At 56.6% G+C, this 25,481-nt stretch carries 24 protein-coding genes; 10 read left to right on the top strand and 14 right to left on the bottom strand.

The features are described from left to right. Window positions 1-9: 9 nt before the first annotated feature. A complete protein-coding gene (locus W822_RS37195) occupies window positions 10-396 on the bottom strand; it encodes a Rid family detoxifying hydrolase (RefSeq protein ID WP_024005771.1) in 387 nt (128 codons plus the stop codon). Between the two features lie 347 nt (window positions 397-743). Between W822_RS37195 and W822_RS37190 the strand changes: the two genes are divergently transcribed. The 3 genes from W822_RS37190 to W822_RS37180 are packed head-to-tail and all read left to right on the top strand — an operon-like array spanning window position 744 to window position 4,193. After that, window positions 744-1,775, top strand: a complete 1,032-nt coding sequence (locus tag W822_RS37190; protein WP_024005769.1) for a Fe(3+) ABC transporter substrate-binding protein — start codon at window positions 744-746, stop codon at window positions 1,773-1,775. A gap of 49 nt (window positions 1,776-1,824) precedes the next feature. After that, on the top strand, window positions 1,825-3,489 hold the full coding sequence (locus tag W822_RS37185; protein WP_051401752.1) for an ABC transporter permease: 1,665 nt from the start codon (window positions 1,825-1,827) through the stop codon (window positions 3,487-3,489). Next, on the top strand, window positions 3,489-4,193 hold the full coding sequence (locus W822_RS37180) for an ABC transporter ATP-binding protein (protein ID WP_024005767.1): 705 nt from the start codon (window positions 3,489-3,491) through the stop codon (window positions 4,191-4,193). Before W822_RS37185 ends, W822_RS37180 begins: the two co-directional genes overlap by 1 nt. 43 nt (window positions 4,194-4,236) lie before the next feature. Here W822_RS37180 and ntrC read toward each other — a convergent pair whose 3' ends face one another. From ntrC to rph, 6 genes are all read right to left on the bottom strand, one after another. After that, on the bottom strand, window positions 4,237-5,796 hold the full coding sequence (gene ntrC / locus W822_RS37175) for a nitrogen regulation protein NR(I) (RefSeq protein ID WP_024005766.1): 1,560 nt from the start codon (window positions 5,794-5,796) through the stop codon (window positions 4,237-4,239). Continuing rightward, the gene (locus W822_RS37170) at window positions 5,793-6,950 is read right to left on the bottom strand and encodes a two-component system sensor histidine kinase NtrB (RefSeq protein WP_024005765.1); all 1,158 of its coding nucleotides are present in this window, start codon (window positions 6,948-6,950) and stop codon (window positions 5,793-5,795) included. The genes ntrC and W822_RS37170 overlap by 4 nt, the downstream gene beginning before the upstream one ends. A 179-nt stretch (window positions 6,951-7,129) precedes the next feature. After that, on the bottom strand, window positions 7,130-8,542 hold the full coding sequence (gene glnA, locus W822_RS37165) for a type I glutamate--ammonia ligase (protein ID WP_024005764.1): 1,413 nt from the start codon (window positions 8,540-8,542) through the stop codon (window positions 7,130-7,132). A gap of 266 nt (window positions 8,543-8,808) precedes the next feature. After that, window positions 8,809-10,014, bottom strand: a complete 1,206-nt coding sequence (gene hemW / locus W822_RS37160; RefSeq protein WP_253272317.1) for a radical SAM family heme chaperone HemW — start codon at window positions 10,012-10,014, stop codon at window positions 8,809-8,811. Continuing rightward, on the bottom strand, window positions 10,014-10,607 hold the full coding sequence (rdgB, locus tag W822_RS37155; RefSeq protein WP_024005762.1) for an RdgB/HAM1 family non-canonical purine NTP pyrophosphatase: 594 nt from the start codon (window positions 10,605-10,607) through the stop codon (window positions 10,014-10,016). Before rdgB ends, hemW begins: the two co-directional genes overlap by 1 nt. Before the next feature lie 56 nt (window positions 10,608-10,663). Further along, entirely contained in the window at window positions 10,664-11,410 is a 747-nt protein-coding gene (gene rph, locus W822_RS37150; protein ID WP_024005761.1) for a ribonuclease PH, read from the bottom strand. 162 nt (window positions 11,411-11,572) lie between these two features. On the opposite strand from rph, the gene W822_RS37145 reads away from it, so the two are divergent. Next, entirely contained in the window at window positions 11,573-12,505 is a 933-nt protein-coding gene (locus tag W822_RS37145) for a YicC/YloC family endoribonuclease (protein ID WP_024005760.1), read from the top strand. Between the two features lie 30 nt (window positions 12,506-12,535). Here W822_RS37145 and W822_RS37140 read toward each other — a convergent pair whose 3' ends face one another. Both W822_RS37140 and W822_RS37135 read right to left on the bottom strand, forming a co-directional pair. Beyond that, complete coding sequence (locus tag W822_RS37140) at window positions 12,536-13,408, bottom strand: pirin family protein (RefSeq protein WP_024005759.1); 873 nt, start codon at window positions 13,406-13,408, stop codon at window positions 12,536-12,538. 98 nt (window positions 13,409-13,506) lie between these two features. Further along, a complete protein-coding gene (locus W822_RS37135; RefSeq protein ID WP_024005758.1) occupies window positions 13,507-14,268 on the bottom strand; it encodes an SDR family oxidoreductase in 762 nt (253 codons plus the stop codon). Window positions 14,269-14,514: 246 nt separating this feature from the next. On the opposite strand from W822_RS37135, the gene gmk reads away from it, so the two are divergent. The 3 genes from gmk to W822_RS37120 all read left to right on the top strand — a co-directional run bounded on the left by gmk (window position 14,515) and on the right by W822_RS37120 (window position 17,778). Next, window positions 14,515-15,150, top strand: coding sequence for a guanylate kinase (gmk, locus tag W822_RS37130; RefSeq protein ID WP_024005756.1), 636 nt, complete (start codon window positions 14,515-14,517; stop codon window positions 15,148-15,150). Between the two features lie 38 nt (window positions 15,151-15,188). After that, a complete protein-coding gene (gene rpoZ, locus W822_RS37125) occupies window positions 15,189-15,395 on the top strand; it encodes a DNA-directed RNA polymerase subunit omega (protein WP_024005755.1) in 207 nt (68 codons plus the stop codon). Window positions 15,396-15,642: 247 nt separating this feature from the next. Next, a complete protein-coding gene (locus tag W822_RS37120; RefSeq protein ID WP_437177157.1) occupies window positions 15,643-17,778 on the top strand; it encodes a RelA/SpoT family protein in 2,136 nt (711 codons plus the stop codon). Here the strand turns inward: W822_RS37120 and W822_RS37115 are convergent. Further along, window positions 17,750-18,445, bottom strand: coding sequence for an ABC transporter ATP-binding protein (locus tag W822_RS37115; protein WP_024005753.1), 696 nt, complete (start codon window positions 18,443-18,445; stop codon window positions 17,750-17,752). The two genes, W822_RS37120 and W822_RS37115, sit on opposite strands and share 29 nt — an antisense overlap. Here W822_RS37115 and W822_RS37110 point away from each other — a divergent pair. Beyond that, window positions 18,426-19,100, top strand: coding sequence for an arylesterase (locus W822_RS37110; protein WP_172642796.1), 675 nt, complete (start codon window positions 18,426-18,428; stop codon window positions 19,098-19,100). The two genes, W822_RS37115 and W822_RS37110, sit on opposite strands and share 20 nt — an antisense overlap. Here W822_RS37110 and W822_RS37105 read toward each other — a convergent pair. Beyond that, complete coding sequence (locus tag W822_RS37105) at window positions 19,075-21,039, bottom strand: SurA N-terminal domain-containing protein (RefSeq protein ID WP_031242943.1); 1,965 nt, start codon at window positions 21,037-21,039, stop codon at window positions 19,075-19,077. The genes W822_RS37110 and W822_RS37105 overlap by 26 nt on opposite strands. A gap of 222 nt (window positions 21,040-21,261) precedes the next feature. Between W822_RS37105 and ugpQ the strand changes: the two genes are divergently transcribed. Both ugpQ and W822_RS37095 read left to right on the top strand, forming a co-directional pair. After that, window positions 21,262-22,023 carry a glycerophosphodiester phosphodiesterase gene (ugpQ, locus tag W822_RS37100; RefSeq protein ID WP_024005750.1) on the top strand — a complete coding sequence of 254 codons (762 nt, stop codon included), beginning with the start codon at window positions 21,262-21,264 and terminating at the stop codon, window positions 22,021-22,023. Between the two features lie 16 nt (window positions 22,024-22,039). Then, window positions 22,040-22,897 (top strand): 23S rRNA (adenine(2030)-N(6))-methyltransferase RlmJ, encoded by an 858-nt coding sequence (locus W822_RS37095; protein WP_024005749.1) that lies wholly within the window; start codon window positions 22,040-22,042, stop codon window positions 22,895-22,897. Here the strand turns inward: W822_RS37095 and greB are convergent. The 3 genes from greB to W822_RS37080 form a co-directional block, all read right to left on the bottom strand. Then, window positions 22,878-23,435, bottom strand: a complete 558-nt coding sequence (gene greB, locus W822_RS37090) for a transcription elongation factor GreB (protein WP_024005748.1) — start codon at window positions 23,433-23,435, stop codon at window positions 22,878-22,880. The two genes, W822_RS37095 and greB, sit on opposite strands and share 20 nt — an antisense overlap. 4 nt (window positions 23,436-23,439) lie before the next feature. Then, complete coding sequence (locus W822_RS37085; RefSeq protein WP_024005747.1) at window positions 23,440-24,288, bottom strand: 3',5'-nucleoside bisphosphate phosphatase; 849 nt, start codon at window positions 24,286-24,288, stop codon at window positions 23,440-23,442. 206 nt (window positions 24,289-24,494) lie between these two features. Beyond that, the gene (locus W822_RS37080; RefSeq protein ID WP_024005746.1) at window positions 24,495-25,418 is read right to left on the bottom strand and encodes an alpha/beta fold hydrolase; all 924 of its coding nucleotides are present in this window, start codon (window positions 25,416-25,418) and stop codon (window positions 24,495-24,497) included. Window positions 25,419-25,481: the final 63 nt, after the last annotated feature.

Genomic DNA, 25,481 nt, shown 5'->3' with positions numbered 1-25,481 from the left:
TGCTGGGTATTAAACGACGATGATCGCCTCGACTTCAAACAGCGCCCCCTTGGGCAAGGCACTGACCTCTACCGTGGAGCGGGCGGGAAAGGGTTCAGGAATCAGCTCGGCCATGACGTTATTGGCAATGCCAAAATGAGTCAGATCGGTCAGAAACAGCGTCAGTTTGACAATGCTGTGCAGCGAGCCGCCGGCAGCATGAATCACTGCACTCATGTTGCTGAATGCCTGGCGCACCTGCTCTTCGACCTGTTCTGAAACCAGATCACCGGTCGCCGGATCCAGCCCGATCTGGCCGGAAAGGTAAACAGTGCTGCCTGCCGGCGCGACCACTGCCTGGGAATAAGGGCCGATGGCACTGGGCGCTTTATCTGTTTGTATCACTTGTTTGGTCATGAAATTCTCCAATGTATGAACCGATTGCTATAGACAATAGTAATAGTATATACACATTCATCGCAAAAACAGAACCGTGCCTGCTCCCTGCTGACGGCGTATTTATAAGCGTGTCCGGGGCTTGTACTAAGATTGCGCCCGTCTTCACATCCGGCGCACCTGAATTTTTGCACGAAGCCGGAAATTTCACAAAAATTTTATGAAAGCTTGATATGTTTCATTCCTTACTTTTACCTGAAGTATTATATTGAAAATCATTCTTATTCTAAGCAACATTCGGTATACATCCGGCCAGTTCTCAATGAAATGACGTGCGTGTTGCCACTCTCATCGGAAAAAAGGAAGTCATGAAACCGTTCTCTGCTCTGACCCAGGCTCTGGCGTGCGCCGGCGTTCTCTTTTCAGCCCAGGCCTATGCCGCCGGCGAAGTCAATATCTATACGACCCGCGAGCCCAAACTGATCCAGCCCATTCTGGAAAACTTCACCAAAGAAACCGGCATCAAAGCCAATACGGTATTCGTCAAGGACGGTCTGATCGAACGCGTCAAGAGCGAAGGCGAGCGCTCGCCGGCCGATCTGCTGATGATGGTGGATTACGGTAATCTGATTGACCTGGTCAATGCCGGTGTGACCCAGCCGGTCCAGTCCGACACCCTTGAAAGCGCCATTCCTGCCAGCCTGCGGGATCCCGGCCATCAATGGTATGCGCTGTCTACCCGCGCACGGGTGCTTTACGCAGCAAAAGATCTGAACCTGGATAAATTCACCTATGAAGAACTGGCCGATCCGAAATGGAAAGGCAAAGTGTGCATCCGTTCCGGACAGCATCCCTACAATACCAGCCTGTTTGCTGCCGTCATCGCCCACGATGGTGCAGAAAAAGCGCAGGCATGGCTGGAAGGGGTCAAGGTCAACCTGGGACGCAAGGCGGCCGGCGGTGATCGTGACGTTGCCAAGGACATTCTGGGCGGCATCTGCGATATCGGTATTGCCAATTCGTACTATGTCGGCCAAATGCTGAACGCGGCACCCGACTCTGACCAGCGCAAATGGGGTGAGGCGATCAAGGTCATTCTGCCCACGTTTGCCAACAGCAAGGATGGCGGCACCCACGTTAACGTGAGCGGAGCAGCCGTTGCCAAATACTCGACCAATAAGGACAATGCCGTCAAACTGCTGGAATACCTGGCTTCGGAAAAAGCGCAGGGCCTGTATGCCAGCGCCAACTACGAATACCCCGTGCGCGCGGGCATCAAACCTGATGCAACCGTAGCCAGCTTTGGCGCGCTGAAGGCCGATACCCTGCCCCTGGCAGACATCGCCAAATATCGCAAGCAGGCCAGCGAACTGGTTGATAAAGTCGGTTTCGATCAATAACCGCTAACCCGCAGCTTGCGCTGGATTTTTCCGATATCATCTCTCCGGTATGACCGTTCCTGTTCAAGCTGCTCTCTCATCGACCCACCGCTGGCCCCCCAGCCAGTGGGTCGCTGCCTGTCTGGCCCTGTGTGTGCTGGCGCCGGTGCTGGTGCTGGCAGCGCTGGCATTCTCGGGTGAATTCGGCCATTGGCAGAATCTGCTGCAACATGTCCTTCCCGTGTCGGTGTCAAACACGGCCCTGTTGCTGCTGGGTGTTGGCGTTCTGACGGCCCTGATCGGCGGAGGCAGCGCCTGGCTGACCAGCGCTTATCTGTTTCCGACCCGCAAGCTGGTGACCTGGGGGTTGCTGTTGCCACTGGCGGTCCCCACTTATATTATGGCGTTCGCCTATCTGGATGTGCTGCATCCGCTTGGCCCGGTGCAAACGCTTATCCGCGATCTGCTAGGCTATACCTCTCCGCGACAGTTCCGGCTGCCCGACCTGCGTTCCATGCCCGGCGCCATCATGCTGCTGGGACTGGTGCTCTACCCTTATGTGTATCTGAGTGTGCGGGTCATGTTCATGACCCAGGCGGCCAGCCTGCTTGAAGCGGCCAGGACCCTCGGGTGTTCCCGCCGCGAAGCATTCTGGCGTATTGTCGTTCCCCTGGCCCGGCCTGCCATGGCGGTGGGCCTGAGTCTGGTGCTGCTGGAAACCCTGAATGACATCGGCGCCTCGGAGTTTCTGGGCATCCAGACCATGACGATTTCCATTTATACCACCTGGATTACGCGCTCCAACCTGCAGGGTGCAGCGCAAATCGCCATCGTCATGCTGGCCGTGGTCACCTTCCTGATTTTCATGGAACGCTATGCCAGACGCCGCCAGCGCTATGCAATCACCCAGCGCATGCATCCGATACAGCCGGTGCAGCTGCGCGGACTGCCGGCGCTGGTTGCCATGGTGCTAGGCTGGTTTCCGATTGTCACCGGCTTTATTATTCCATTCTGGTTTCTGGTCAATGAATCCTTCAAACGCCTGTCTTCACTGCAGGCCATTTCTGCAGAGTTGTTGAAAGCGACCTGGAACACGTTATCGGTGTCGCTGACTGCCACCGTTGTGACCCTGACCTTTGGTCTGATCATCGCCTGGTCGGCGCGTTATGCACGCAGTGGCACGGCGCGTGTGCTGGCACGCTGCAGCAGTCTGGGCTACGCCATCCCGGGAACAGTGCTGGCCACCGGTTTGCTTATTCCCTATTCCTGGCTGGACCGCATTATTTCAAGTGTCATGAACACACTGGCCGGTATTCCACCACAACTGTTTATCATGGGCTCGGCCGCAGGTATTGTGTGCGCCTACACCTTACGCTTCATGGCCATTTCGGTCGGCAGTGTGGAATCGGGGCTGGCCCGCATCCCCCCGTCTCTTGAACAGGCCTCGCGCAGTCTTGGCCATTCTGCCTTTCAGAGTTTTGTACGAGTTCACTTTCCGTTGTTGCGACCGGCGCTTGGCGCGGCTGCGCTGCTTATTTTTGTCGATGCCATGAAGGAATTGTCGGCTACGCTGCTTTTGCGTCCCCTGAATTTTGAAACGCTGTCCACCTGGCTTTATGCCGAGGCCGCCAGGGGCACTTACGACGAAGGCGCGATCGCCGCGCTGATTATCGTCTTTGCCGGATTGATCCCTGTCATCTTGCTGGCCCGTACACAATTGAAGGCAAATTACTGATGTCTACCCTGCCGATCCTGCAAATCAACAATGTTCGACTTGGCTACAAACAGGGCCGTGATTTCAAGACGGTAGTCGATGACTTCAGCATGCAGGTGCCTGCGGGCGAAATCGCCTGCCTGCTCGGGCCTTCCGGTTGCGGCAAAACGACTGTCCTGCGCGCCATTGCCGGCTTTGAACCGGTCTACGCCGGGCGCATCGTGCTGGAAGACCAGGTGCTGTCCGAACCTGACCGCATGGTTGAACCCGAGCATCGGCGTATCGGCATGATGTTCCAGGATTACGCCCTGTTTCCGCATCTGACGGTGGAACAGAATATCGGCTTTGGCCTGCGCAAGGCAAAGCCCGAGCAGCGCAGACAGCGCGTTGATGAGTTACTCGCACTGGTACGTCTGTCAGACCTGCGTGAACGCTATCCGCACGAGCTTTCAGGCGGACAACAGCAACGGGTGGCACTGATCCGTTCGCTGGCACCCGCTCCCCGGCTGCTGTTGCTGGACGAAGCGTTTTCCAATCTGGATACTGAAATTCGTCAAAAGCTGGTGGTGGAAGTTCGCAGTATCCTGAAGCAAAGCGGGATCAGCGCCATTCTGGTTACGCATAACCTGGAAGAAGCGCAAGCCATTGCCGACCATATCGGCACAATGAAAGACGGCCGATTATGCGCCTGGCAACGCCGAACTCAGGCGGACATCGCTGCGTAGGCTGAACTCACGCCGGTTTGCCCATCTTGCATGGGTGCCACGATCAAATATGCTCTATTCCCAATTCCTTGAGCTTGCGTGTTACGGTATTGCGGCCGATACCCAGCCGCGCAGCCGCATCAATACGCCGCCCCCGGCAGTTCTCCAGCGTTGTGGTCAGCACAATACGCTCAAATTCCCGCGTCAGATGATCCATGATGTCTCTTTCATTGGCCTGCAAACGCTGGCGCACTTCCTGTTCCAGCTTGTCCAGCCAGTTTTGTTGATCGTCGCCTGTAAAGGCCACGGCCTGAGGCGTGGCTGGTGTGTACACGGGTTGCTGAGAGGGGTAGGCACTCCCCGCCTCGGCAGTACCAGTCAGACTGCCTGAAGTCAAGGTGGGAGCCTCGCCGCCTCTGCCCGGTTCCGACGAAAAACTCAGGCTTGCCATCAATTCAGGCGGCAGATCATTCTTGTCTATGCGTTGCGCGGGCGACATGACGGTCAGCCAATGGCAGAAATTTTCCAGCTGACGTACATTGCCCGGAAAATCAAACTGCTGCAACACCGCCAGCGCTTCAGTACTCAGTTGCTTGGGAGGCACGCCCAGACTGTTGGCGGCCACCTTGAGAAAATGGGAAGCCAGCTGGCCGATGTCTTCCTTGCGTTCACGCAACGGCGGGACCCGCAGGCGAATCACATTCAGGCGGTGAAACAGATCTTCGCGAAAGGCTCCCTGCTCTACCCTGACTTCCAGCGGCTGATGGGTCGCGGCAATAATGCGCACATCCACATTGACCGGCTGGGCGCCGCCAATCCGATAGAAGTTGCCTTCGGCCAGGACCCGCAGCAGGCGCGTCTGCAATTCCAGCGGCATATCGCCGATTTCATCCAGAAACAAGGTCCCGCCATTGGCTTCTTCAAAGCGGCCGCGACGCTGCGCACTGGCACCGGTAAAAGACCCGCGCTCATGGCCGAACAGTTCTGCTTCCAGCAAATCGCGGGGAATGGCTGCCGCATTCAGCGCCACGAACGGTTTGCTGGCTCGGGTGCCATGTTTATGCACCGCCCGCGCAATCAATTCCTTGCCTGTGCCGGACTCTCCGGTAATCAGCACCGTGACCTTGGACGGCGCCAGCCGGCCGATCGCGCGGAAAATTTCCTGCATCTGCCGCGACGACGACTGCGTCATCATTTTGTCATAGTCGGCCGTGGCCACGGGCGGCGCGATTACCTCGGCCGGCGCCTGGCCCGCCTGCAACCGACCATGTTCGCAGGCCCGTTCAATCAGGGCAACGGCCTCGTTCACGTCAAAAGGTTTGACCAGATAATCGAAGGCGCCTTCATGAAAAGCCGTGACCGTGCTATCCAGATCGGTATAGGCCGTCATCACAATCACCGGCAGATCCGTGGCCCGCTGCTTAATGGACTTGAGCAGATCGATCCCGGAAATATCGGGCATGCGGATATCCGTGACCAGGACATCCGGCCTGTCCTGTTCCAGCGCGTCCAGGACATCTCTGGCCCGTTCAAAACAGGTAGGTGTCATGCCCGCCCGCTGCAGTGCCTTGTCCAGTACCCAGCGAATAGCCTGATCATCGTCGACAATCCAGATTGATTTCATGCTTGCTCCAGCGGTAACAACATTCTGAACTCGGTATGACCTGGTTCGGAATCAAATTCGATAAGTCCCCCGTGCTGATGCACCAGTTCCTGGGCCAGGCTTAGGCCCAGTCCGGTGCCCTGCGCGCGACCGGTCACCAGGGGATGGAAAATTCTGTCTTTCAACGGTGGCGGCACACCCGCGCCGTTATCCACCACCGACACCACCACGACCAGACGATGAACCTTGTTCAGCAAATAGAATTTGTTCAGGATCCGGGTCCGCAGCGTAATACGGGGTGCGACGGGCACGGGGTGCTCATCATTTGGCATACCGGTCCGGTCGGCATCGCCATCGGTATAGGTATCGTTATCGCGCGGATTGTTACCACGCGACGCAATGGGTGAATGATCGCCCAGCAGCGACTGCGCGGCGTTGCGCGCCAGATTCAGATAAGCCTGAACCAGCTTGGCCATGTCCGCTTTCATATCCGGGACCGATGCATCGTAATCCTTTACGATCGTAATGCGATCATGGTATTCGGCCTTGATCAGGGCATGCACACGCTCACAGACTTCGTGGATATTGATCATGGACAATGACAATTGTGATTGACTGGGCCGAATCAGGCGATCGACCAGGCCCTGCAGGCGATCTGCCTCGGCAATAATCACCTGGGTATACTCCCTGAGCGACGGATCCTGCAATTCCATTTCCAGCAACTGCGCCGCTCCGCGCAATCCGCCCAATGGGTTCTTCACTTCATGCGCCAGATTGCGAAAAGTGTCCTTATAGATTTCGATTTCCTGGAATAGCCGTTCATTGCGCTCTGCCAGTGCGTGCTGTTCAAATTCGCGCACTTCAATCAGAATTCGCCATGGCATGGCCTCCAGCCGTGTCAGTGTCACGTTGGCCGGTATGTTCTCCAGCGGCTTGCGCAAGGTCAGCGTCAGGCGCACACTGGAGAGTTTTCGACCCGATACATAGTGCAGTGCCTTGTTAAACGCCTGCGGATCGGTAAACAAATCGACCGCCAAGGTGCCGTCCAGGGATTTGAGCGAGCGTTCCAGCAAGTCCTGCGCTGCGCTATTGATATGCAAAAGACGTCCGTCGTCATCGGCCAGCAATACCGAAGTGGCAAGAAGATCGTATGCGTCTGTGAGTTTCGCTGCCATTGTGGGTCCTGGAGTGTCAACGGCGCGAACAGCGTCGTTATTGATGATACGTCATCATTCCGGACCGAAGCGGCAATGCTGCCGGATTCAGCCTTGAGTCGGCAGGCACGTTGCCTGCCGCATACCAATCAGTCGCGGGCCGAAGGGTTGGGTTGAACCGCAGCGGCCCGGCACGTTGCTTATATTGAGTAGTACAGATCGTACTCAACGGGGTGCGGCGTCATGCGAAGACGGGTCACTTCCTGCATTTTCAGTTCGACATAGGCATCCAGCATGTCATTGCTGAACACCCCACCACGTGTCAGAAACTCGCGGTCTGCATCCAGCGCAGCAAGCGCCTCTTCGAGCGAAGCAGCAACGGTCGGGATTTTCTTGTCTTCTTCCGGCGGCAGATCGTACAGGTTTTTGTCTGCAGGATCGCCAGGATGAATCTTGTTCTGCACGCCATCCAGACCGGCCATCATCAATGCAGAGAAAGCCAGGTAAGGGTTGGCCAGCGGATCGGGAAAACGGGCTTCGATACGGCGACCTTTAGGATTACCCACGTAAGGAATCCGGATTGAGGCGGAACGGTTACGGGCGGAGTAAGCCAGTTTGACCGGCGCTTCGTAATGCGGCACCAGGCGTTTATAGGAATTGGTACCCGGATTGGTGATGGCATTCAGTGCGCGCGCGTGCTTGATAATACCGCCGATGTAGAACAGCGCGAATTCGGACAGGCCGGCATAGCCGTTGCCGGCAAACAGGTTCTGGCCATCTTTCCAGATGGATTGATGCACGTGCATGCCTGAACCATTATCGCCAAACAGGGGCTTGGGCATGAACGTCGCCGTTTTGCCATACATATGCGCCACATTATGGACGGTATATTTGAGAATCTGGTTCCAGTCGGCACGTTGTACCAGCGTAGAGAACTGGGTGCCAATTTCCAGCTGGCCGGCACCGGCCACTTCATGGTGGTGAATTTCAACAGGCACGCCCTGCTCTTCCAGGATCAGGCTCATTTCAGAACGCAGATCGGCAAAGGAATCAACAGGCGACACAGGCACATAACCGCCCTTGACGCGCGGACGATGTCCCAGGTTGCCTGACTCGGACTCAGTACCTGAAGACCAGGGGGCTTCGTCGGATTTGATTTTGAATGAGCAGCCGGACATATCGTCTGTCCAGGTAATACCATCGAAAACGAAGAATTCAGGTTCCGGCCCAAAATAGGCGGTATCGCCCAGGCCACTGGATTTCAGATACGCTTCGGCGCGTTTGGCCAGAGAGCGCGGATCGCGATCGTAGCCTTTCAGATCGGACGGCTCGACCACGTCGCAGGTCATGATCAGGGTGGGCTCTTCACGGAACGGATCCAGGCGCGCCGATTTGGCGTCGGGGATCAGGAGCATGTCGGAAGCCTCAATGCCTTTCCAGCCGGCGATGGAGGAACCATCGAATGCCTGACCGGATTCGAATTTATCTTCGTCCAGCAGTTTGGATGGAATGGTCATGTGGTGTTCTTTACCGACGGTATCGGTAAACCGGAAATCGACAAAAGTCACTTCACGATCACCAATCAGCTTAAGAACGTCTTGAGGGGTTGTCATACTATCTCCATGAGTAATGTCCAATGACAGGGCCTGGCCGGCCTTATGCCTGTTGATAGAGCAAATATCGTGCCAACAATAAATGACCGGACGCAAGGCATGAGTGCGCCATATCGCACCATTTTAGTGCTTTTTGGTGCAAGTCGCGCACCTTTTTTGTGCTTGCGTGCCGGAGCGCACCAGAATAAGACAGCATCGCTGCTGCACGACGGTGGCGGCCGAGTGGCTGAGTAAGTCATATCAACTCGCCTCGTGCCGCCATATGATCATTCCGACGGCAGAAACATGGCCTGCAGATCATTCAGGAAGGCCTGTCCCTGTTCCGTGGGGCAGATCGTCAGCGGGTCGGACTTGAGCAAGCCGCGTTCAACCGCCTTGCGGATTGTTGGTGCTACCGTCAGTAGCGACAGACTGGTACGCTCCTGAAAGAGTGTAGCTGGCACGCCATTGACCAGACGCAAGGCGTTGAGCATGAACTCAAAAGGCAGGTCGCCTACCGTCAGAACCTGCTCGGACATGAGGCGAGCCGAGCCATCGCCATCCAGCGTACGATCCATCCAGCCTTGCGGATGCTTGATATTGGCGCGGCGGATAATCCTGTCATGGAACGACAGCTTGCTGTGGGCGCCCGGACCGATGCCGATATAGTCGCCGAACTCCCAATAATTCAAATTATGGCGGGCACGACAGCCTGGCCGTGCATACGCTGAAATCTCATAATGCTCAAAACCGGCCTCTTGCGTTGCCTGCAGCAGCATGTCCTGAATATCGGCAGCACTGTCTTCGTCAGGCAGGCCTTTGGGCGGATATTTGGCAAACACCGTATTGGGCTCCATCGTCAAATGGTATAACGACAGGTGCTGCGTTCCAAACTGCAATGCCCGCTGCACATCGGCACGGGCTTTCCCGACGGTCTGGCCGGGCAATGCGTACATCAGATCGATATTGACCTGATCAACGGCACTCATGGCCAGCGCAATCGCTTGTTCAGCCTGCGCAGCATTATGAATCCGTCCCAGTTGCTGCAGGGCCTGATCGTCAAAACTTTGCACACCAAGGGAAATCCGGTTCACACCCGCAGCGGCGTACTGCGCAAAGCGATCGGCCTCTGCCGTGCCCGGGTTGGCTTCCATGGTGATTTCGGCGTCGGGCGTCAATGGAAGATAAGAACGCACCATGGCCAGCATCTGCTCAATCGCTTCACCCGATAGCAGACTTGGCGTGCCGCCGCCAATAAAGACGGTATAGACTGTACGCCCCCAGACCAGCGGCAGTGTCGCCTCCAGATCACGGCGCAACGCAGCCAGATAACGTGCTTCGGGGATCTCCTGCTTTCTTTCGTGGGAGTTGAAATCGCAATAGGGGCATTTGCGCACGCACCAGGGCACGTGAATATACAGCGACAGTGGCGGCAGCCCTTGGGTAAAACCGATAGCCGGCTTCAGACGCTGCAGGGGAATGGCAGTTTCGATCACGACGCTTCCAGATCAGCCAGCAGACGCCGCAGCGCCATGGCCCGGTGACTCACGCTGTTTTTAACCTGAGGATCAAGTTGCGCAGCCGTTTTGCCCAGTTCAGGCAGATAGAAATACGGGTCATAGCCGAAGCCGTTTTCGCCGGCAGGCGCATGGGCAATTTCTCCCGGCCAGGTTCCTTGTGCAATGATCGGACAGGGATCGTTTTCTGATCGCACAAAGACCAGTACCGCAATATAGGCCGCCCGACGGTTCTGATGCTGCTCCAGCTCAAGCAGTAAACGCCGGTTGTTGGCTGCGTCGGATTTTTCTTCGCCAAACAGAGTGGCATAGCGAGCGGACAGCACGCCGGGCGCGCCGTCCAGCGCCTGGACTGCCAGGCCCGAATCATCTGCCAGCGCAGGCAGGCCGGTATGCCGGCTGGCATGACGTGCCTTGGCCAGTGCATTTTCGACAAACGTATGAAACGGTTCGGGCGCCTCAGACACATTCAACTCTTGTTGCGGGATCAGGCGCATACCCAATGGCGCGAAGAGTGCGCTGAACTCACGCAACTTGCCTTTGTTTCCCGAAGCCAGTACAACATCCATATCTCTACTCTATATCCAAAAAATTATTGCCGGACGTGTTCGCCCGGTATTGTCGATTACACAGGCCAGGCCGATTGCTGCTCACGCAACAAACGCGCAATACCTGATTCGGCCAGCGCCAGCAGGCTATCGAGATCTTGGCGACTGAATACCTGCCCTTCGGCTGTTCCCTGCACTTCAACGAATTGCCCGGAACCGGTCATCACCACGTTCATATCGGCATCGCAGGCCGAATCTTCTTCGTAGTCCAGATCCAGCACGGCGTGGCCCTTGTACATGCCGACTGAAATGGCCGCAACCCGATCATTCAGCGGGTTGGAGGTAAGCAGACCCTTGCCGAGCAGCGAGCTGACCGCATCAGCCATGGCAATCCAGGCGCCCGTAATACTGGCGCAGCGCGTGCCGCCATCGGCCTGGATGACGTCGCAATCGATCTGGATGGTGCGCTCGCCCAGCTTTTGCATATCCATGACTGCACGCAGACTGCGTCCAATCAGTCGCTGGATTTCCTGCGTGCGGCCGCTTTGCTTGCCACGCGCGGCTTCGCGGTCGGAACGCGTGTGCGTAGAACGGGGCAACATGCCATATTCGGCGGTGACCCAGCCCTGCCCTTTTCCGCGCAGAAACGGGGGCACGCTGTCGAGCACCGACGCATTGCACAGCACACGGGTATTACCCGCCTCGATCAGGACAGAGCCTTCTGCATAACGAGTGTAACTGCGCGTAACAGAAAGTGGCCGAATCATATCGTGTTCGCGTCCGGACGGTCGGGCAAAGTTCAGTTTGAGATCTGCGCTGGGCATAATATCCTCATTGATTATTAATCGTTACATTGTAGTGCGCCGCGCACACAAAATGGTCATTTGCATCACTTATAATCTGATCAGTCAATGACTGGCTTTTCCGAAAGGTCTGCTGCCCCGTATTTGCGCAGGCTCAATAATCTTAATCATACCGGACAATATATGATTCACAGCATGACGGCTTTTGGCAGTGCCCGCTCCGAATTTCTTCTCGGCAGCGTCAGCGTCGAACTCAAAGGTGTCAACAGCCGCTATCTTGATCTGGCCTTCCGAATACCCGATGAATTGCGTCATGCAGAAACGGCCATCAGGGAACTGCTATCCAGCCACCTGAAGCGCGGCAAACTTGAAGTGCGGGTCTCATTCGCCCGCTCGGGCAGCCTGCAGCAGCACGCATTTGAAGACGAGCAACTGACACTGATCAACGAACGCTATCTGGCGGCCAAAAAAATCATTCCCGATCTGACAGCCCCAGGCATGAGCGACCTGCTGCACTGGCCTGCCCCCAATGAGTACGATGAGGACGATTCGCCGGCCATGTGGTTGAACCAGTGCATGCAGGCCAGCCGCAGCGCACTTCAGGAACTCATCCTGGCCCGTGCCAGGGAAGGACAGCGACTGGCGAGCGCCATGCTGGAAGCGGCCGAGGAAATGAAAAAGGTCATTGCCGTCATTGAGCAGCGGCTGCCTGAAATACTGGACGAATATCGCAAAAAGCTGGCAGGAAAACTGACCGATAGCCTGAAGGTGGCCTGCCCTGGTGGATTCGAACAGATCAGCGGGTCAGAACTTTCAGCCAGGATTGCAGCCGAATCGTCCCTTTTTTCGCTACGCATTGACGTCGCAGAAGAGCTGACCCGGCTTGCCGCACACCTGCAGGAACTCAGCGTCATTCTGTCTACCGGCAAATCAGAATCAAAATCAGCCGCCAAGACGCTCAGCCTGGGTAAACGACTGGATTTCCTGTTCCAGGAAATGAACCGGGAAGTCAATACGCTTGGTTCTAAATCCAGCTCCCTGGAAATCACGCAGTCGGTCATTGATCTGAAGCTGTTGATTGAACAACTACGGGAACAGGCGCAGAATATCGAATAGATCAGCAGGTCTGTTTTTCCGATTGTGTCTTTACGCCCAGGGCAGGTCCGGCGGGATCAGGCGCTTCATGTCGGTATCGACTTTACCGAAACGCGGATCGTGGGCGTTCCAGTCTTTTTGCGCCTGAATGATGTCCTTACGCGAGCCGACAAAATTCCACCATATCTGGAAATCGGGAACATCAATCGGTGCGCCACCCAATAACATGAGCCGGGTATCTGCTGTAGACTTGATCTGTACAGTATGATTGCCCGTTCCCAAATAGGCAACGTCGTTCAGCTCAACGCGTGTCCCGTCAATGATGGCCGGTTCACCGGTAATGACGAACACACCGTATTCGAACTCCGGGAGCAGCGCCAGATCAACCTGAGTCTGCCCCTGCATCTGAATATCAACACCCACTAACGGCGTGTACTGGCGTGTGGGCGCACGGCGGTCGGCAAACTCGCCGGTGAGCAGTGTGAATGTGGCTCCGTCTTCCATCCACTGTGGCAATTCAGGATAATGGTCAAAAGCGGGTGCAATGGGTGTTTCCAGTTCGGGCAGCGCAATCCATAGCTGCACCGCATGCAGCACATCAATTCCGGGCGGGGTCTGTTCGGTATGCGCGATGCCGTGCCCTGCCGTCATCAGGTTCACCTGTCCGCGGCGGATCAGCTTTTCGTTGCCCAGGCTATCCTTGTGCAGCACTTCACCTTCCAGCATCCAGGTAAAAGTCTGCAAATTGATATGCGGGTGCTCGCCGACCTGCATGCCGGGATTGCCGGCCTCAAAACGCGCCGGCCCGGCATGATCCAGGAAACACCAGGAGCCGATCGTGCGCCGTGCCCGGTTGGGCAAGGCACGCGCAACCGGAATACCGCCGACATCAGCCAGCCGGGGATTGATTATCTGAATCGTCATATCATGCTCCCTATGTTAAGTTTCACACCGTCGGGCCTGGCGGCCCTGAGCTGAAAACGGCACCGGCCAGCAACATCCAGGCACCGGCAAAGACAAGCCTACCCCCGTCCGACAAAAGGCATTTTGGTTGCCATGATCGTGACAAACTGCACATTGGTTTCCAGCGGAAACTCGCACATGGCGCGTACGGTCTGCGCCACGTGGGCCACATCCATGACCGGCTCGACCTGCACCTCGCCATTGGCCTGAATGATGCCTTTTTGCATGCGTTGCGTCATATCGGTGCCGGCGTTGCCGATATCTACCTGGCCGCAGGCAATATTGTAGGCACGGCCATCGAGCGACAGCGATTTGGTCAATCCGGTGACCGCATGCTTGGTGGCGGTATACGCAATGCTCATCGGCCGTGGCGCGTGGGCTGAAATTGAGCCGTTATTGATGATGCGCCCCCCCTGCGGGTCCTGATGGCGCATGGCCCGAAACGCAGCCTGGGCGCAGAGAAACATGCCCGTCAGATTAACGTCGACAATGTCGCGCCATTCCTGTGCCGAAAATTCATCTACCGGTACGGGGGTACCGCCGCGGCCGGCATTATTAAAGAGCACGTCGATTCGTCCGTATTCTCGCTGCGCCGTGTCAAACAAACGGCGCACCTCCTGCTCACTGGTCACATCGGTGGGCACTACCAAGGCCCGCGTCGCGTCTGCTCCGGCCGCCGTACGGGTTTTCTCCAGCGCTTCGGCGCGTCGACCCGCCAGCACGACCGCGTAGCCGGTGCCCAGCAACTCAAGCGCAACCGCGCGTCCGATGCCCGAACCGGCACCGGTGACCACAGCGACTTTCAGAGAGGGGGTATTCATTTTCTTATTACTCCTTTGGAAACGGAACCGCTATGCTATCAGGTTTGGAATCATCGTCACATGACGGCTGGCCGCAGACTTTTCATGCTGTTTCAAGCGCTGCCGGTACGGTCAGAGTGCGGTCAGCAACAAACCAGGCACCGAAAAAAAAGTCAGCTCCTGGACAAAAACGCGCCAGAGACGAAGGATTGACGAAAACACCGACGTTTTTTGCTATGATTTTCTTTTGCCGCCACCGTTATCATTATGCTTAAATTTCCCGGTAATGTCTTCATGATTATCGCCCCCAGCGGCGCGGGCAAATCCAGTCTGGTCAATGCACTGCTTGCACAGGACCCCAATATCTCGCTTTCCATCTCTTGCACGACGCGTGATCCGCGGCCGGGCGAGCAGGAAGGTCGCGAATATTATTTCACCTCCAAAGACAAATTTATTGAACTGCGCGAGCAGGATCAGCTGCTCGAATGGGCAGAAGTGCACGACAATTATTATGGGACACCGCGCCTGCCGATCGAAAAGGCCATTGCCCAGGGCAAGGACATTCTGCTTGAGATCGACTGGCAGGGTGCGCGCCAGGTGCGCCAGCATTTTCCCGGCGTCACCGGCATTTTTATCCTGCCGCCCTCCATTGACGTGCTCGAAACCCGGCTGACGCAGCGCGGGCAAGACGCTCCCAGTGTCATTACACGGCGGATACTGGCGGCCGGAAACGAAATCGCCCACGCCCCAGAGTGCGAATATGTTATCATCAATGAAGACTTTGCCACAGCCCTGAATGAATTACAGAAAATCGTTGCAGCCGCAAGGCTCCGATACCAGTCTCAGGCAGCCCGGCATGCGCAACTCTTCTCACAGCTCGGAATTTCTGATTCCGTCCGGTAAGTTAACTTTATTTTTGCCCAACCGCTAAGGACAAAACCATGGCTCGTATTACTGTCGATGATTGCATGATGCACATCCCCAACCGCTTCAACCTCACACTGGCCGCAACCTACCGCGCCCGTGAACTGGCCCAGGGCCACGAACCCCGTGTCGATCCGGACAAGGACAAACCCACCGTGATCGCGCTGCGCGAAATTGCCGAAGGCCTGACCGGAGCGGAAATGCTGCGCAAAGTGCCGACCTGATTTCAGGTGCAGGCTGGCTGATATGGGACTTAAGGACGCTTCTTCTTCGCTGCTGCATGCACTGCGTGCCGGCTCTCCTTTCCGGCGAAAAAATCGGGTCAGCCACAGCCAGACACAGAAAATCACCGCAGCGCCTGGGGTCGCGTCAAAGCAGCAAAATGACGAACAACGCATTCCGCCCCAGGCCATCCCGAACAGTTCGACCCGCCATGAACCGGTCATCGCCTCGCTGGCGCACCTGACCGAAATGCTGTCCACCTATATGGACAGCAAAGAAATCGACAAGGTCCGTGAAGCCTACCGCTTCGCCGACCAGGCTCACCTTGGGCAGTTCCGCTCTTCCGGCGCACCCTACATCACCCACCCGATTGCCGTCACTGAAATTTGCGCAGGCTGGAAACTCGATTCCAACGCACTGATGGCTGCCCTGTTGCATGACGTGATCGAAGACCAGAATGTTTCCAAGGCAGAGCTGGCTGAAAAATTCAACCCCGATGTGGCCAACCTGGTCGATGGCCTGACCAAACTGGAAAAACTCAACTTTGCGACCAAGGCCGAACAGCAGGCTGAAAGTTTTCGCAAAATGCTGCTGGCCATGGCCAAGGACGTGCGCGTTATTCTGATCAAACTGGCAGACCGGCTGCACAATATGCGCACGCTGGATGCAGTGGGGCCGGACAAGCGCCGGCGGGTAGCCAACGAAACGCTGGAAATCTATGCGCCGATTGCCCATCGGCTCGGCCTGAATGCGCTGGTTCGCGAATTACAGGATCTGTGCTTTGAAGCCAGCCATCCCAACCGTTATAACGTGCTGAAAAAAGCGGTGCTGGCGGCACGCGGCAATCGCCGTGAAGTGCTGACGCGCATCGCGGAAAACATCACGTCTGCCATGCCGGCCAATGGCATTGAAGCGGAAATCAGCGGGCGGGAAAAATCGCTGTTCAGCATTTACAATAAAATGCGCGAACAGAAAAAATCCTTTTCCGATGTGCTGGATATTTACGGATTTCGTATCATTGTCCACACGCTGCAGGAGTGTTATCTGACCCTGGGCACCATTCATCAGCTGTACAGGCCGGTGCCGGGCAAATTCAAGGATTACATCGCTATCCCAAAGATCAACGGCTACCAGTCGCTGCACACGACCCTGGTCGGCCCCTATGGCACACCGATCGAGTTTCAGATTCGTACCCGCGATATGGATCATATCGCCGAAAAAGGCGTGGCCTCGCACTGGATGTACAAAGAAGACGACATCTCGCTGAACGATCTGCAAAAGCAGACCCATCGCTGGCTGCAGTCGTTGCTGGACATCCAGAGCCAGACCGGCGACTCGGGCGAATTCCTGGAACATGTAAAAGTTGACCTGTTCCCGGACGCCGTCTATGTGCTGACCCCCAAAGGCAAAATCGTCTCGCTGCCTCGCGGCGCCACGCCGATCGACTTTGCCTACAGCATTCACACCGATATCGGCAATCAGGCCGTCGCCGCAAAGATCAATGGCGAATTCGTGCCCCTGAAAACGGAAATCAAGAGCGGCGACACCATCGAGATTGTGACCTCGCCAGCCTCCGAACCCAATGTGCAGTGGCTCAACCATGTGCGCACCGGTAAAGCCCGCTCGGAAATCCGCCATTTCCTGAAAACGGTCAAATACGAAGACTCCATTCATTTTGGCGAAAAAATGCTGAAGCAGGCACTGCAGGAACTCAATATTCCCCTGCCCGACCCGGATAATGCCGAATGGGAAAAGCTGGCTCGCAGCTCGGGCGCTTCATCGCGGGAAGAAATTCTGGCCGATATCGGCCTGGGTCGCCGCCTGGCCGCGGTCGTCGCACGCCGCTTCGCCGTGGAAAACGCCATGCTGGCCACCAGTGCAGCGGTGATCGATGAAGTCTCTGTTGCGCATGCCGGTATGATTTTCATTCAGGGCAATGAAGGCCAGGCTGTGCAACTGTCCGGCTGTTGCAGCCCCATTCCTGGCGACAGTCTGATCGCCTTGATCCGCCCCGGGCACGGACTGGTCGTGCACACTGATGACTGCCCTACCGCCCAGCGCCTGCGTGCACGGGAACCTGACCGCTGGGTACAGGTGTACTGGGATGAAGAAACGGCTTCACACCTGCCGGTGCGCATGGAAATTGTCATTCGCAATGAAAAAGGGGTGCTGGGCAGGATCGCGGCGCAAATTTCCGCAGCCGACGCGAACATCCTGACCATGTCCATGAACGAAGACACCCTGAATCTGGCCGTGGTGCATCTGACCATCCAGGTACATGACCGCAAGCATCTGGCCCGGGTCATTCGCATGGTGCGCCATGTATCGCAAGTGCAGAAAGTGGCGCGCCTGAAGGTCAGACCAAATCAGGATCCGGCACTGTAGCGGCCAAACGTCCCGACACCAGGGTAATTCGCTGGTCGCACCTTGCGGCCAGTTTTTCATCATGCGTCACCAGCACCAGGGTGGCGCCCTTCTCCCGGTTCAGATCAAACATCAGCTCGGCAATTCGCCGGCCCGTTTCAGTGTCCAGGCTGCCGGTTGGCTCGTCCGCAAACAAAATGGCGGGCGTCACCACAAACGCCCTTGCCAGGGCCACGCGTTGCTTTTCTCCCCCCGAGAGCGTTTTGGGATAATGATGCATGCGCGAGGCCAGCCCCACCCGCTCCAGCATCTGCTGCGCCGCATCGCGGGCCGGCTGCCCCTGCAATTCCAGTGGGAGCATCACATTTTCCAGTGCAGTCAGATTCGGCAGCAGCTGGAATGACTGGAACACGAAGCCGATATGGCGGGGGGGCAGCCGGGCACGGGAATCTTCGTCCATAGCGAAGATATCCTCACCCATCAGCCGCACCTGCCCCGATGAAGGCGTGTCCAGCCCGGCCAGAATGCCCAGCAGCGTGGATTTGCCGGAACCGGAACTGCCTGTAATGGCCAGCGTTGCACCGCGTTCGAGCACAAGTGAAATATCATCTAAAATGTGCAGGGTACCGGTTGCCTCGGCAACGTTTTTTTTCAAATGAGAAACTTCAATGACGACGTCAGCATCCATCATGCGTGTTCTATCCCTTCTAATCAGTCTGTGCGTGTTTATTTGGCCGACGGTCACGACTGCCCAGGAAACACCGAAATCGGCTGCCGCGCCGGTCATTCTGGTGGTGGGTGACAGCCTGTCTGCAGAGTATGGTATCAGACGCGGCGCAGGCTGGGTGCAGTGGCTGGGTGACAATAAAAAAGAAGCCCTGGGTGATGCCCGCCTGGTCAATGCCAGTATCAGCGGCGACACCACGGCAGGTGGCCGCAGCCGCCTTGCGCCGCTACTTGAAAAACACCAGCCTGCCATTGTCATACTGGAGCTGGGGGCCAACGATGCCCTGCGCGGCCTGTCCCTGCAGGCCAGCCAGGATAATCTGAAAAACATGATCGGCTCAGTCAAAGCCGCGGGCGCCCGTGTCATTCTGATCGGCATGCAAATTCCGCCGAATTTCGGCCCGGACTATGCCCGTCAGTTTCAGGAGATGTTCGGTTCGCTGGCCAAAGAAGAGGACACCTATCTGGTGCCCTTTCTTTTTGCCTCATTTGCGCTGGACCGCAATATGTACCAGGATGATGGCATTCATCCGGCAGAACAGGCCCAGCCACTGATGGCACAAACCGTCTGGCCTGTTCTGCAGCAGGCGCTTACTGATTACCGGCAGCGTCGTTAATGACCTTGGCCGCTTCCGGATGAATCTTGACATCATGCGACTGGCGAATCATGCGGGTCACGCTCTGGGCCGCCTGCGCCCCTGTGCCCGCCACCATGGCCTGACGCAGGTACTGGTCGAACATGCCGCGTGCCTGCTCTGTAGGTTCGGTCACTTTCTCAATCTGGGCGATGGCATAACCATTGGGCAGATCAAAACCGACGAAGGCCGGTAAAGCATCAGACGGCGCGTTCATGATTGCGTTCAGCATGGCGGGCGGTAACTGGGACTGAGTCAGGCGACTGATGGTTTGCTCCTTGCCAAAACCGGTCAGCTCGCCCGGCCCCTTTTCTTTGAGCATGGCCAACTCTGAGGCGCCATCTTCTGCTGCCTGCTGTCTGCCTTTTTCATCGCGAATACGGTCAAGGACAATCTCCCTGACGTCATTCAGTGCGGGAACCGCAGCCGGAATATCCTTGGCCACATGCACGACCATGAGTTCAGAAGGGGAAATTTCAATCACGCCCGAATTCTTGTTCTGCCTGCGTACTTCGTCTGAAAACAGCGTTTCGCGAACCCGGCCCGATTCAAAATAAGCCGCGTCCTTGCTGTCGATGGCCGCATTGTCACCCGCCTCTTCCTTTGGCAGCAGCGCAGACTCGCCCACGCCGCTGACATGACGGATTTCCAGTTGCAACGCATCGGCCAGCGGCTGCAGCGAATCGCGCTCTGTGCTGGACAGCTGGGTCAGTTTGGTGGACAGATCTGCAAACTTCTCGGATGCCTGCTGCAGCTGAATTTCCTTTTTCAGGGAATCCTTCAGACGATCCAGCGGCTCGACCTCGCCCGGTTCGATGCGGGCGATCTGCAGAACATGCCAGGCGTTGTCAATTTTGACAGGATCGGTGATACCCGGCTCGGCAGGACCAAAGGCCGCTGCATCCAGGGCCGCAATATCACCCTTGGACAGGGTACCCAGGCTGCCTCCCTGGTTTTTGGAACCCGCATCATCGGAGTAGGTTTTGGCCAATTCGGCAAAGGAATCAGGATTCTCCCGGGCTTTTTGCGCCACTTCAGCGGCTTTGTCCTGGGCTGCTTTCTGAGCTGCCTCGTCGGCACCGGCAGGAATCTGAATCTGGATATGGTTGATCTGGCGGCGTTCCTTTTTCGTGTATTTGGCGATATTGGACTTGTAATAACTCTCGATATCGGCATCGGATACGTCGGCTACGGTCTTGAGCGCGGCTTCCTGGTTGAGCACAATATAATCGACATTAACGTGGGCAGGAATCTCAAGCGATTGTTTGTTCTTTTCATACCAGGCTGCCACCTCTGCGTCGGTAACCTGTACTGACTGCTCGTAAGCGGCCGCTTCGAAATTCTTGAGCCTGACTGTGCGCTCCTGTGTCATGGCCGTCTGCAGCAAGGCCGCCGTCTGCGCCGGCACCGCTACCGTATTGGCTACCGGTTCAAGCAGTTGGGCAAATGCCAGATTCTGGCGCACGTACTGCTCGTAATCGATATCGCGGATGTTGCGCTCGGCCAGGAACTGGCTGTATTTCTGGAAAGAGTACTTGCCGTTATCCTGGAACTCGGGCGTACTGGCAATAGCCTGACGAACCATATTGTCGGTAGCATTGAAATGGCGATCCACCATTTCCTGCTGCAGCACCTGGTTATCTACCAGCTGGTCCAGCCAGATCTGGCGATTGGCCGGCGTATCGACCGCATTGATATTGAAATTGCTGCCATTCTGTTCACGCAGCTGGTTCAGGCGCTCGCGCCAGGACTGATCGAACTGTGACTGGGTGATGTCGTTTTTGCGAACCGAAGCCAGCGGCACATCACTATTGGAAAACGACTGATAGTCGGCAATCCCCAAAAAAACAAATGAAGGCACGACCAGAACGAAAAGAACAATAAGCAATATACGTTTATGCGTGCGAAAGGATTCTAGCATTGTGTTCCCGACCAAAATGAATGTCTGATGCAGACCGAAAAGGCACGCCAAAGGCGCAGCTTCCCAGAACAACCGCTTATTTTAAGCGTTTTTTCAATTAAAATAAAACTTTAGCGTCAAATGAGGCAATTGGCTACCGTGCCGGCCGGTTACTTTCCTCTTTTTGTGCGCGGGACGGCGCCGTGCCCGTCTTTCACCGTCTATCATTCTTCAGGTGTCCGCATGTCTTCAAAACCCCTTGAGCCCTGGCCCTACCCGTCTGTCATCGCCCATCGTGGCGGCGGCAGCATCGCCCCCGAAAATACGCTTGCCGGGCTGCGCTGCGGCTTTGACCATGGGTTTCTCATGTCCGAGTTCGATGTCAAACTCAGTCAGGACAATCTGCTGATCATACTGCATGATGACACGGTCGATCGCACCTCGGACGGCAGCGGCGCGGCCGCGGCCCTGACCTACAATGAACTGGCGCAGCTGGACATGGGCGGTTGGCACTCGGCCTGGTATGCCGGCGAGCCGCTACCTGCCTTCAGTCAGTTTGCCCGCTTTATTCTTGAAAACGGCTTGTTCTGCAATATCGAAATCAAGCCCTGCCCTGGCCGGGAAGTCGAAACCGGCGTGGCCGTGGCCCACGCCGTGCTGAAATATTGGGCCGACGGCGGCGTCTCGCCCCTGATCTCCTCTTTTTCGCGCGAGGCTCTGGCCGCCTTTGCCGAGATTGCTCCGGCCATACCACGCGCATTTCTGATTGACAGGGTCCCCGAAGACTTTGAAAGCATTCTGCAATCATTGGGTTGCCAGGGCATCAATGTGAATCAGAAATATCTTGATGAACCCACCATCGATCGCATCCACGCGGCCGGCTATCGGGTGTGCGCCTATACAGTCAACGACTATCGACGCGCCCGCCAGTTGCTTGCCTGGGGTTGCGACGCCATCTTTACGGACGAACTTGTCCGCATTCCTGCCGATATCGGCGCTTATTAAATAGAAGTCCTGCCTTATGTTCAGTTACCGTCACGCCTTTCATGCAGGCAATCACGCCGATGTGCTCAAGCACGCCGTGCTGCTGCATATTCTTGAATATTACAACCGCAAGGAGGCGCCCTATTGGGTCATTGACACGCACGCCGGCGCGGGGGTCTACGACCTGACCGACGCGTGGGCAGAAAAAACGGCGGAATTTCGCGACGGCATTGAGCGGCTCTGGCTTCAGCCTGAACTGCCCGCGCTGCTGGCCGACTATATTGAACATGTGCGCCAATTGAACGATCACGGTGCGCTGAATGTCTATCCCGGTTCTCCCTGGATTGCCTTGCAAATGATGCGCCCGGCAGACAGGCTGCGACTGTTCGAGTTGCATTCAACGGAGATTACGCATCTGGACGAAAACATCCACATGCAATCGCGTGACATTGCACGACAAGTCAGTATTTTCGAAAAAGACGGCTTCACCGGCCTGCTGTCCCAGTTGCCACCCGCACCCCGGCGCGGCATTATCCTCATCGATCCGTCTTATGAGGACAAGAATGACTATCGTCATACCCTGACTGCGATCAGGGAAGGTCTCAAGAGGTTCGCCACGGGCTGCTTTGCCGTCTGGTACCCGCTGGTCCGTCGCAAGGAAGTGCACGACATGATAAAGCAGCTGGAAAAATTGGCCGATGTCAGCTGGGTGCACGCACGCCTGGCGGTCAAGCGTCCGCCCGACAATGGCTATGGTTTATATGGAAGCGGCATGTTTGTGATCAACCCGCCCTATACGCTGGCTGCCGCACTGCGCGAAGCCATGCCGGTTCTGGAATCCCGGCTGGCCCAGGATGATCAGGCACAAGCCACCGTTATGCATCAGGATAAATAATTTCCAGCACCTCAAGCTGCTTCACGCCAGAGGGGGTGCGCAGCGTCACCGTATCGCCCTCCTGCGCCTTGAGCAGCGCCCGGGCGACCGGTGAAATCCAGCTGATCTTCCCCTGCAGGGGTTCGGCTTCATCGACCCCCACAATCGTGACCCGATACTCTTCGCCCAATTCGTCACAGTAAAGCACTTCGGCACCAAAGAAGACGCGGTCGCGTTCGGGCTGACTGCCCGGATCGACCACCTCGGCCAGTTCCAGCCGTTTGGTCAGGAAACGGATGCGACGATCGATTTCGCGCAACCGCTTCTTGCCGTAAAGGTAATCGCCGTTTTCCGAGCGATCGCCATTGGATGCGGCCCATGACACAATCTGCACGACATCGGGGCGCTCAACATTCATCAGCTGCGTCAGTTCCTCGCGCAGCGCCGTATAGCCCTGCCGCGTCATGTAATTGCGGGTACCGGGTGGCAGCGCAACGGCCTCAGGACCTTGATCGTCCTCGTCGTCGTCTTCCTTTTCTTTGACAAATGCTTTATTCATAATCTCAGTTAAATGCTTTCCAGACGGGGACAAGATCGGAAGGCAGGCCTGGCAGGCCGCCCAGATCGACACGGCTTTCCTGTGGACTGTGAAAATCCGATCCGCAGGAGGCCAGAAAACCGTACTGCCGGGCGACATTGGCATATTGGTGGTATTGATCTGGCGTATGAGAACCGGTGACCACCTCTATCCCTTTGCCACCCATCAGTTTAAAAGTACGAAACAGCGTCGTAAACTCACGACGCGAATACTTGTATCGGCCAGGATGGGCAATGACCGCCACTCCACCGGCCGAATGGATCCAGCCCAGCGCTTCATCCAGTTGCGCCCATTCCCCGGCTACATAGGCGGGTTTGCCATCGGCCAGATACTGATCGAACACCGCCTGCATGCTGGAACAATGCTTTTGCTCGACCATATAGCGTGCGAAATGGGTACGACTAAGCAGATTGGGATTACCTGCATAGCCCAGCGCACCCTCGTAGGTGCCCGCAAAGCCCAGCTCGGCCAGTTTATCGGCCATGGCATGCGCGCGCTGCTCGCGATCACGCCGGATCTTTTCCAGCCCTTCGTTGAGATCCCGGTCTTCGACATCAATGTTCAGGCCCACCACATGCAGGGTACGCTCGGCCCAGGTCACCGAAATCTCAATGCCCGAAACAAACTGCATGCCCAGTGCCTCGGCCTGCTTGCGGGCCGCAGCGATACCACCGATTTCGTCGTGATCGGTCAGGCTCCAGAGTGTCACGCCATTGGCATGCGCACGCGTTGCCACCTCGGTCGGAGTCAGAACCCCGTCCGATACAGAAGAATGGCAGTGCAAATCCGCCTTGAATGTCCGCGATTCGATCATGCTATTTCCAGGTTGCCTGTTGAACAGAACTCAGCCCCCACCACAGTAGTGATGGTGCCTGCATTTCGGTCATCTTAATGACATTTTACGCGTTCTGCGCGGCCAGTTCCTCTTCGGTCGCATTTAGCAGCGCAAAGCGCTGCGCTGTACTCAGTACAAATCGGTGCAGTGATCTGTAACGTAATGGCAGGTGTAAGGCAAGGGTTTCAGGCAAGCAGAAACTGCCGGACTGCCTGTACCTGAGACTCGGGAAGCAGCGACGGGGCGTGTCCGGCTCCCGGAACTTCGATCATTGTCAAATGACTGTTGCGCGCCTGCATCTGCCGGGCAGTGTCGCTGCTCAGCAGGTCAGAACGTTCGCCTCGAATCAGCAAAATAGGGCATGTGAGTGCCTCAAATGCTCGCCACAGCATGGCTTCTCCGGCTTTAAGCATATTCTCGTCCTGCAGCCCGGCAAAGGCCTGGGCGATAGCCAGATCATAATGCTGCCCCCACCCCTGCGCCTTTCGTATAATCACGGCCCGGGTGAAGGCCTCCCATTGCGCATCGTTCATCGGACCAAAAGAGGCGGCGTTGGTTTTCATATGTGTCACGGCGTCTTCAAAGGAATCGAATTGCATGGGTACGCCCACATAGCCTGCAATGCGCGCAATAGAGGCAGGTTCGATGGCCGGCCCCACATCGTTCAGAATCAGTTTGCGCAGCGACAGACCCGTCGTGGCAGGCAAGTTAGTATTGCCACCCGTGGCGATGGCCTTTTGCTTGGCGCCCACAACGGCCGCAAACGCCAGCGCAATCAGGCCCCCCATTGACGTACCCAGCCAGTCCAGCGTGGTGGGCTGCAGGCGCGCCAGCAGCGTCATGATATCCGACACGTACTGGGGTACCACGTAGCTGGCCGGATTGACCAGAAAATCGGACGCGCCCCGGCCTGCAATATCGGGGCACACCACACGATACTCCCGTGACATTGCCCGGGCGACCTCATCAAAGTCCTGACCATTACGCGACAGGCCATGGACACACAACAGAATCTGCCCGTTATCGGGATCACCCCACTCCCTGTAGGCCATGCGATGAATACCGGCAGGACTCATGCAATTGATAAAATTCAAACGGGGCGATTCCATAAAAACTCCTTGAATGACACAATGACAGAAAGAGGCTGCGACCGCCGCGCCGCTGCGTTTACG

The organism is Advenella kashmirensis W13003, assembly GCF_000506985.1.
Lineage (GTDB): Bacteria > Pseudomonadota > Gammaproteobacteria > Burkholderiales > Burkholderiaceae_B > Advenella > Advenella kashmirensis_A.
The sequence above is the reverse complement of the archived record's forward strand: the minus strand, read 5'-3'. Positions and strand labels throughout refer to the sequence as shown.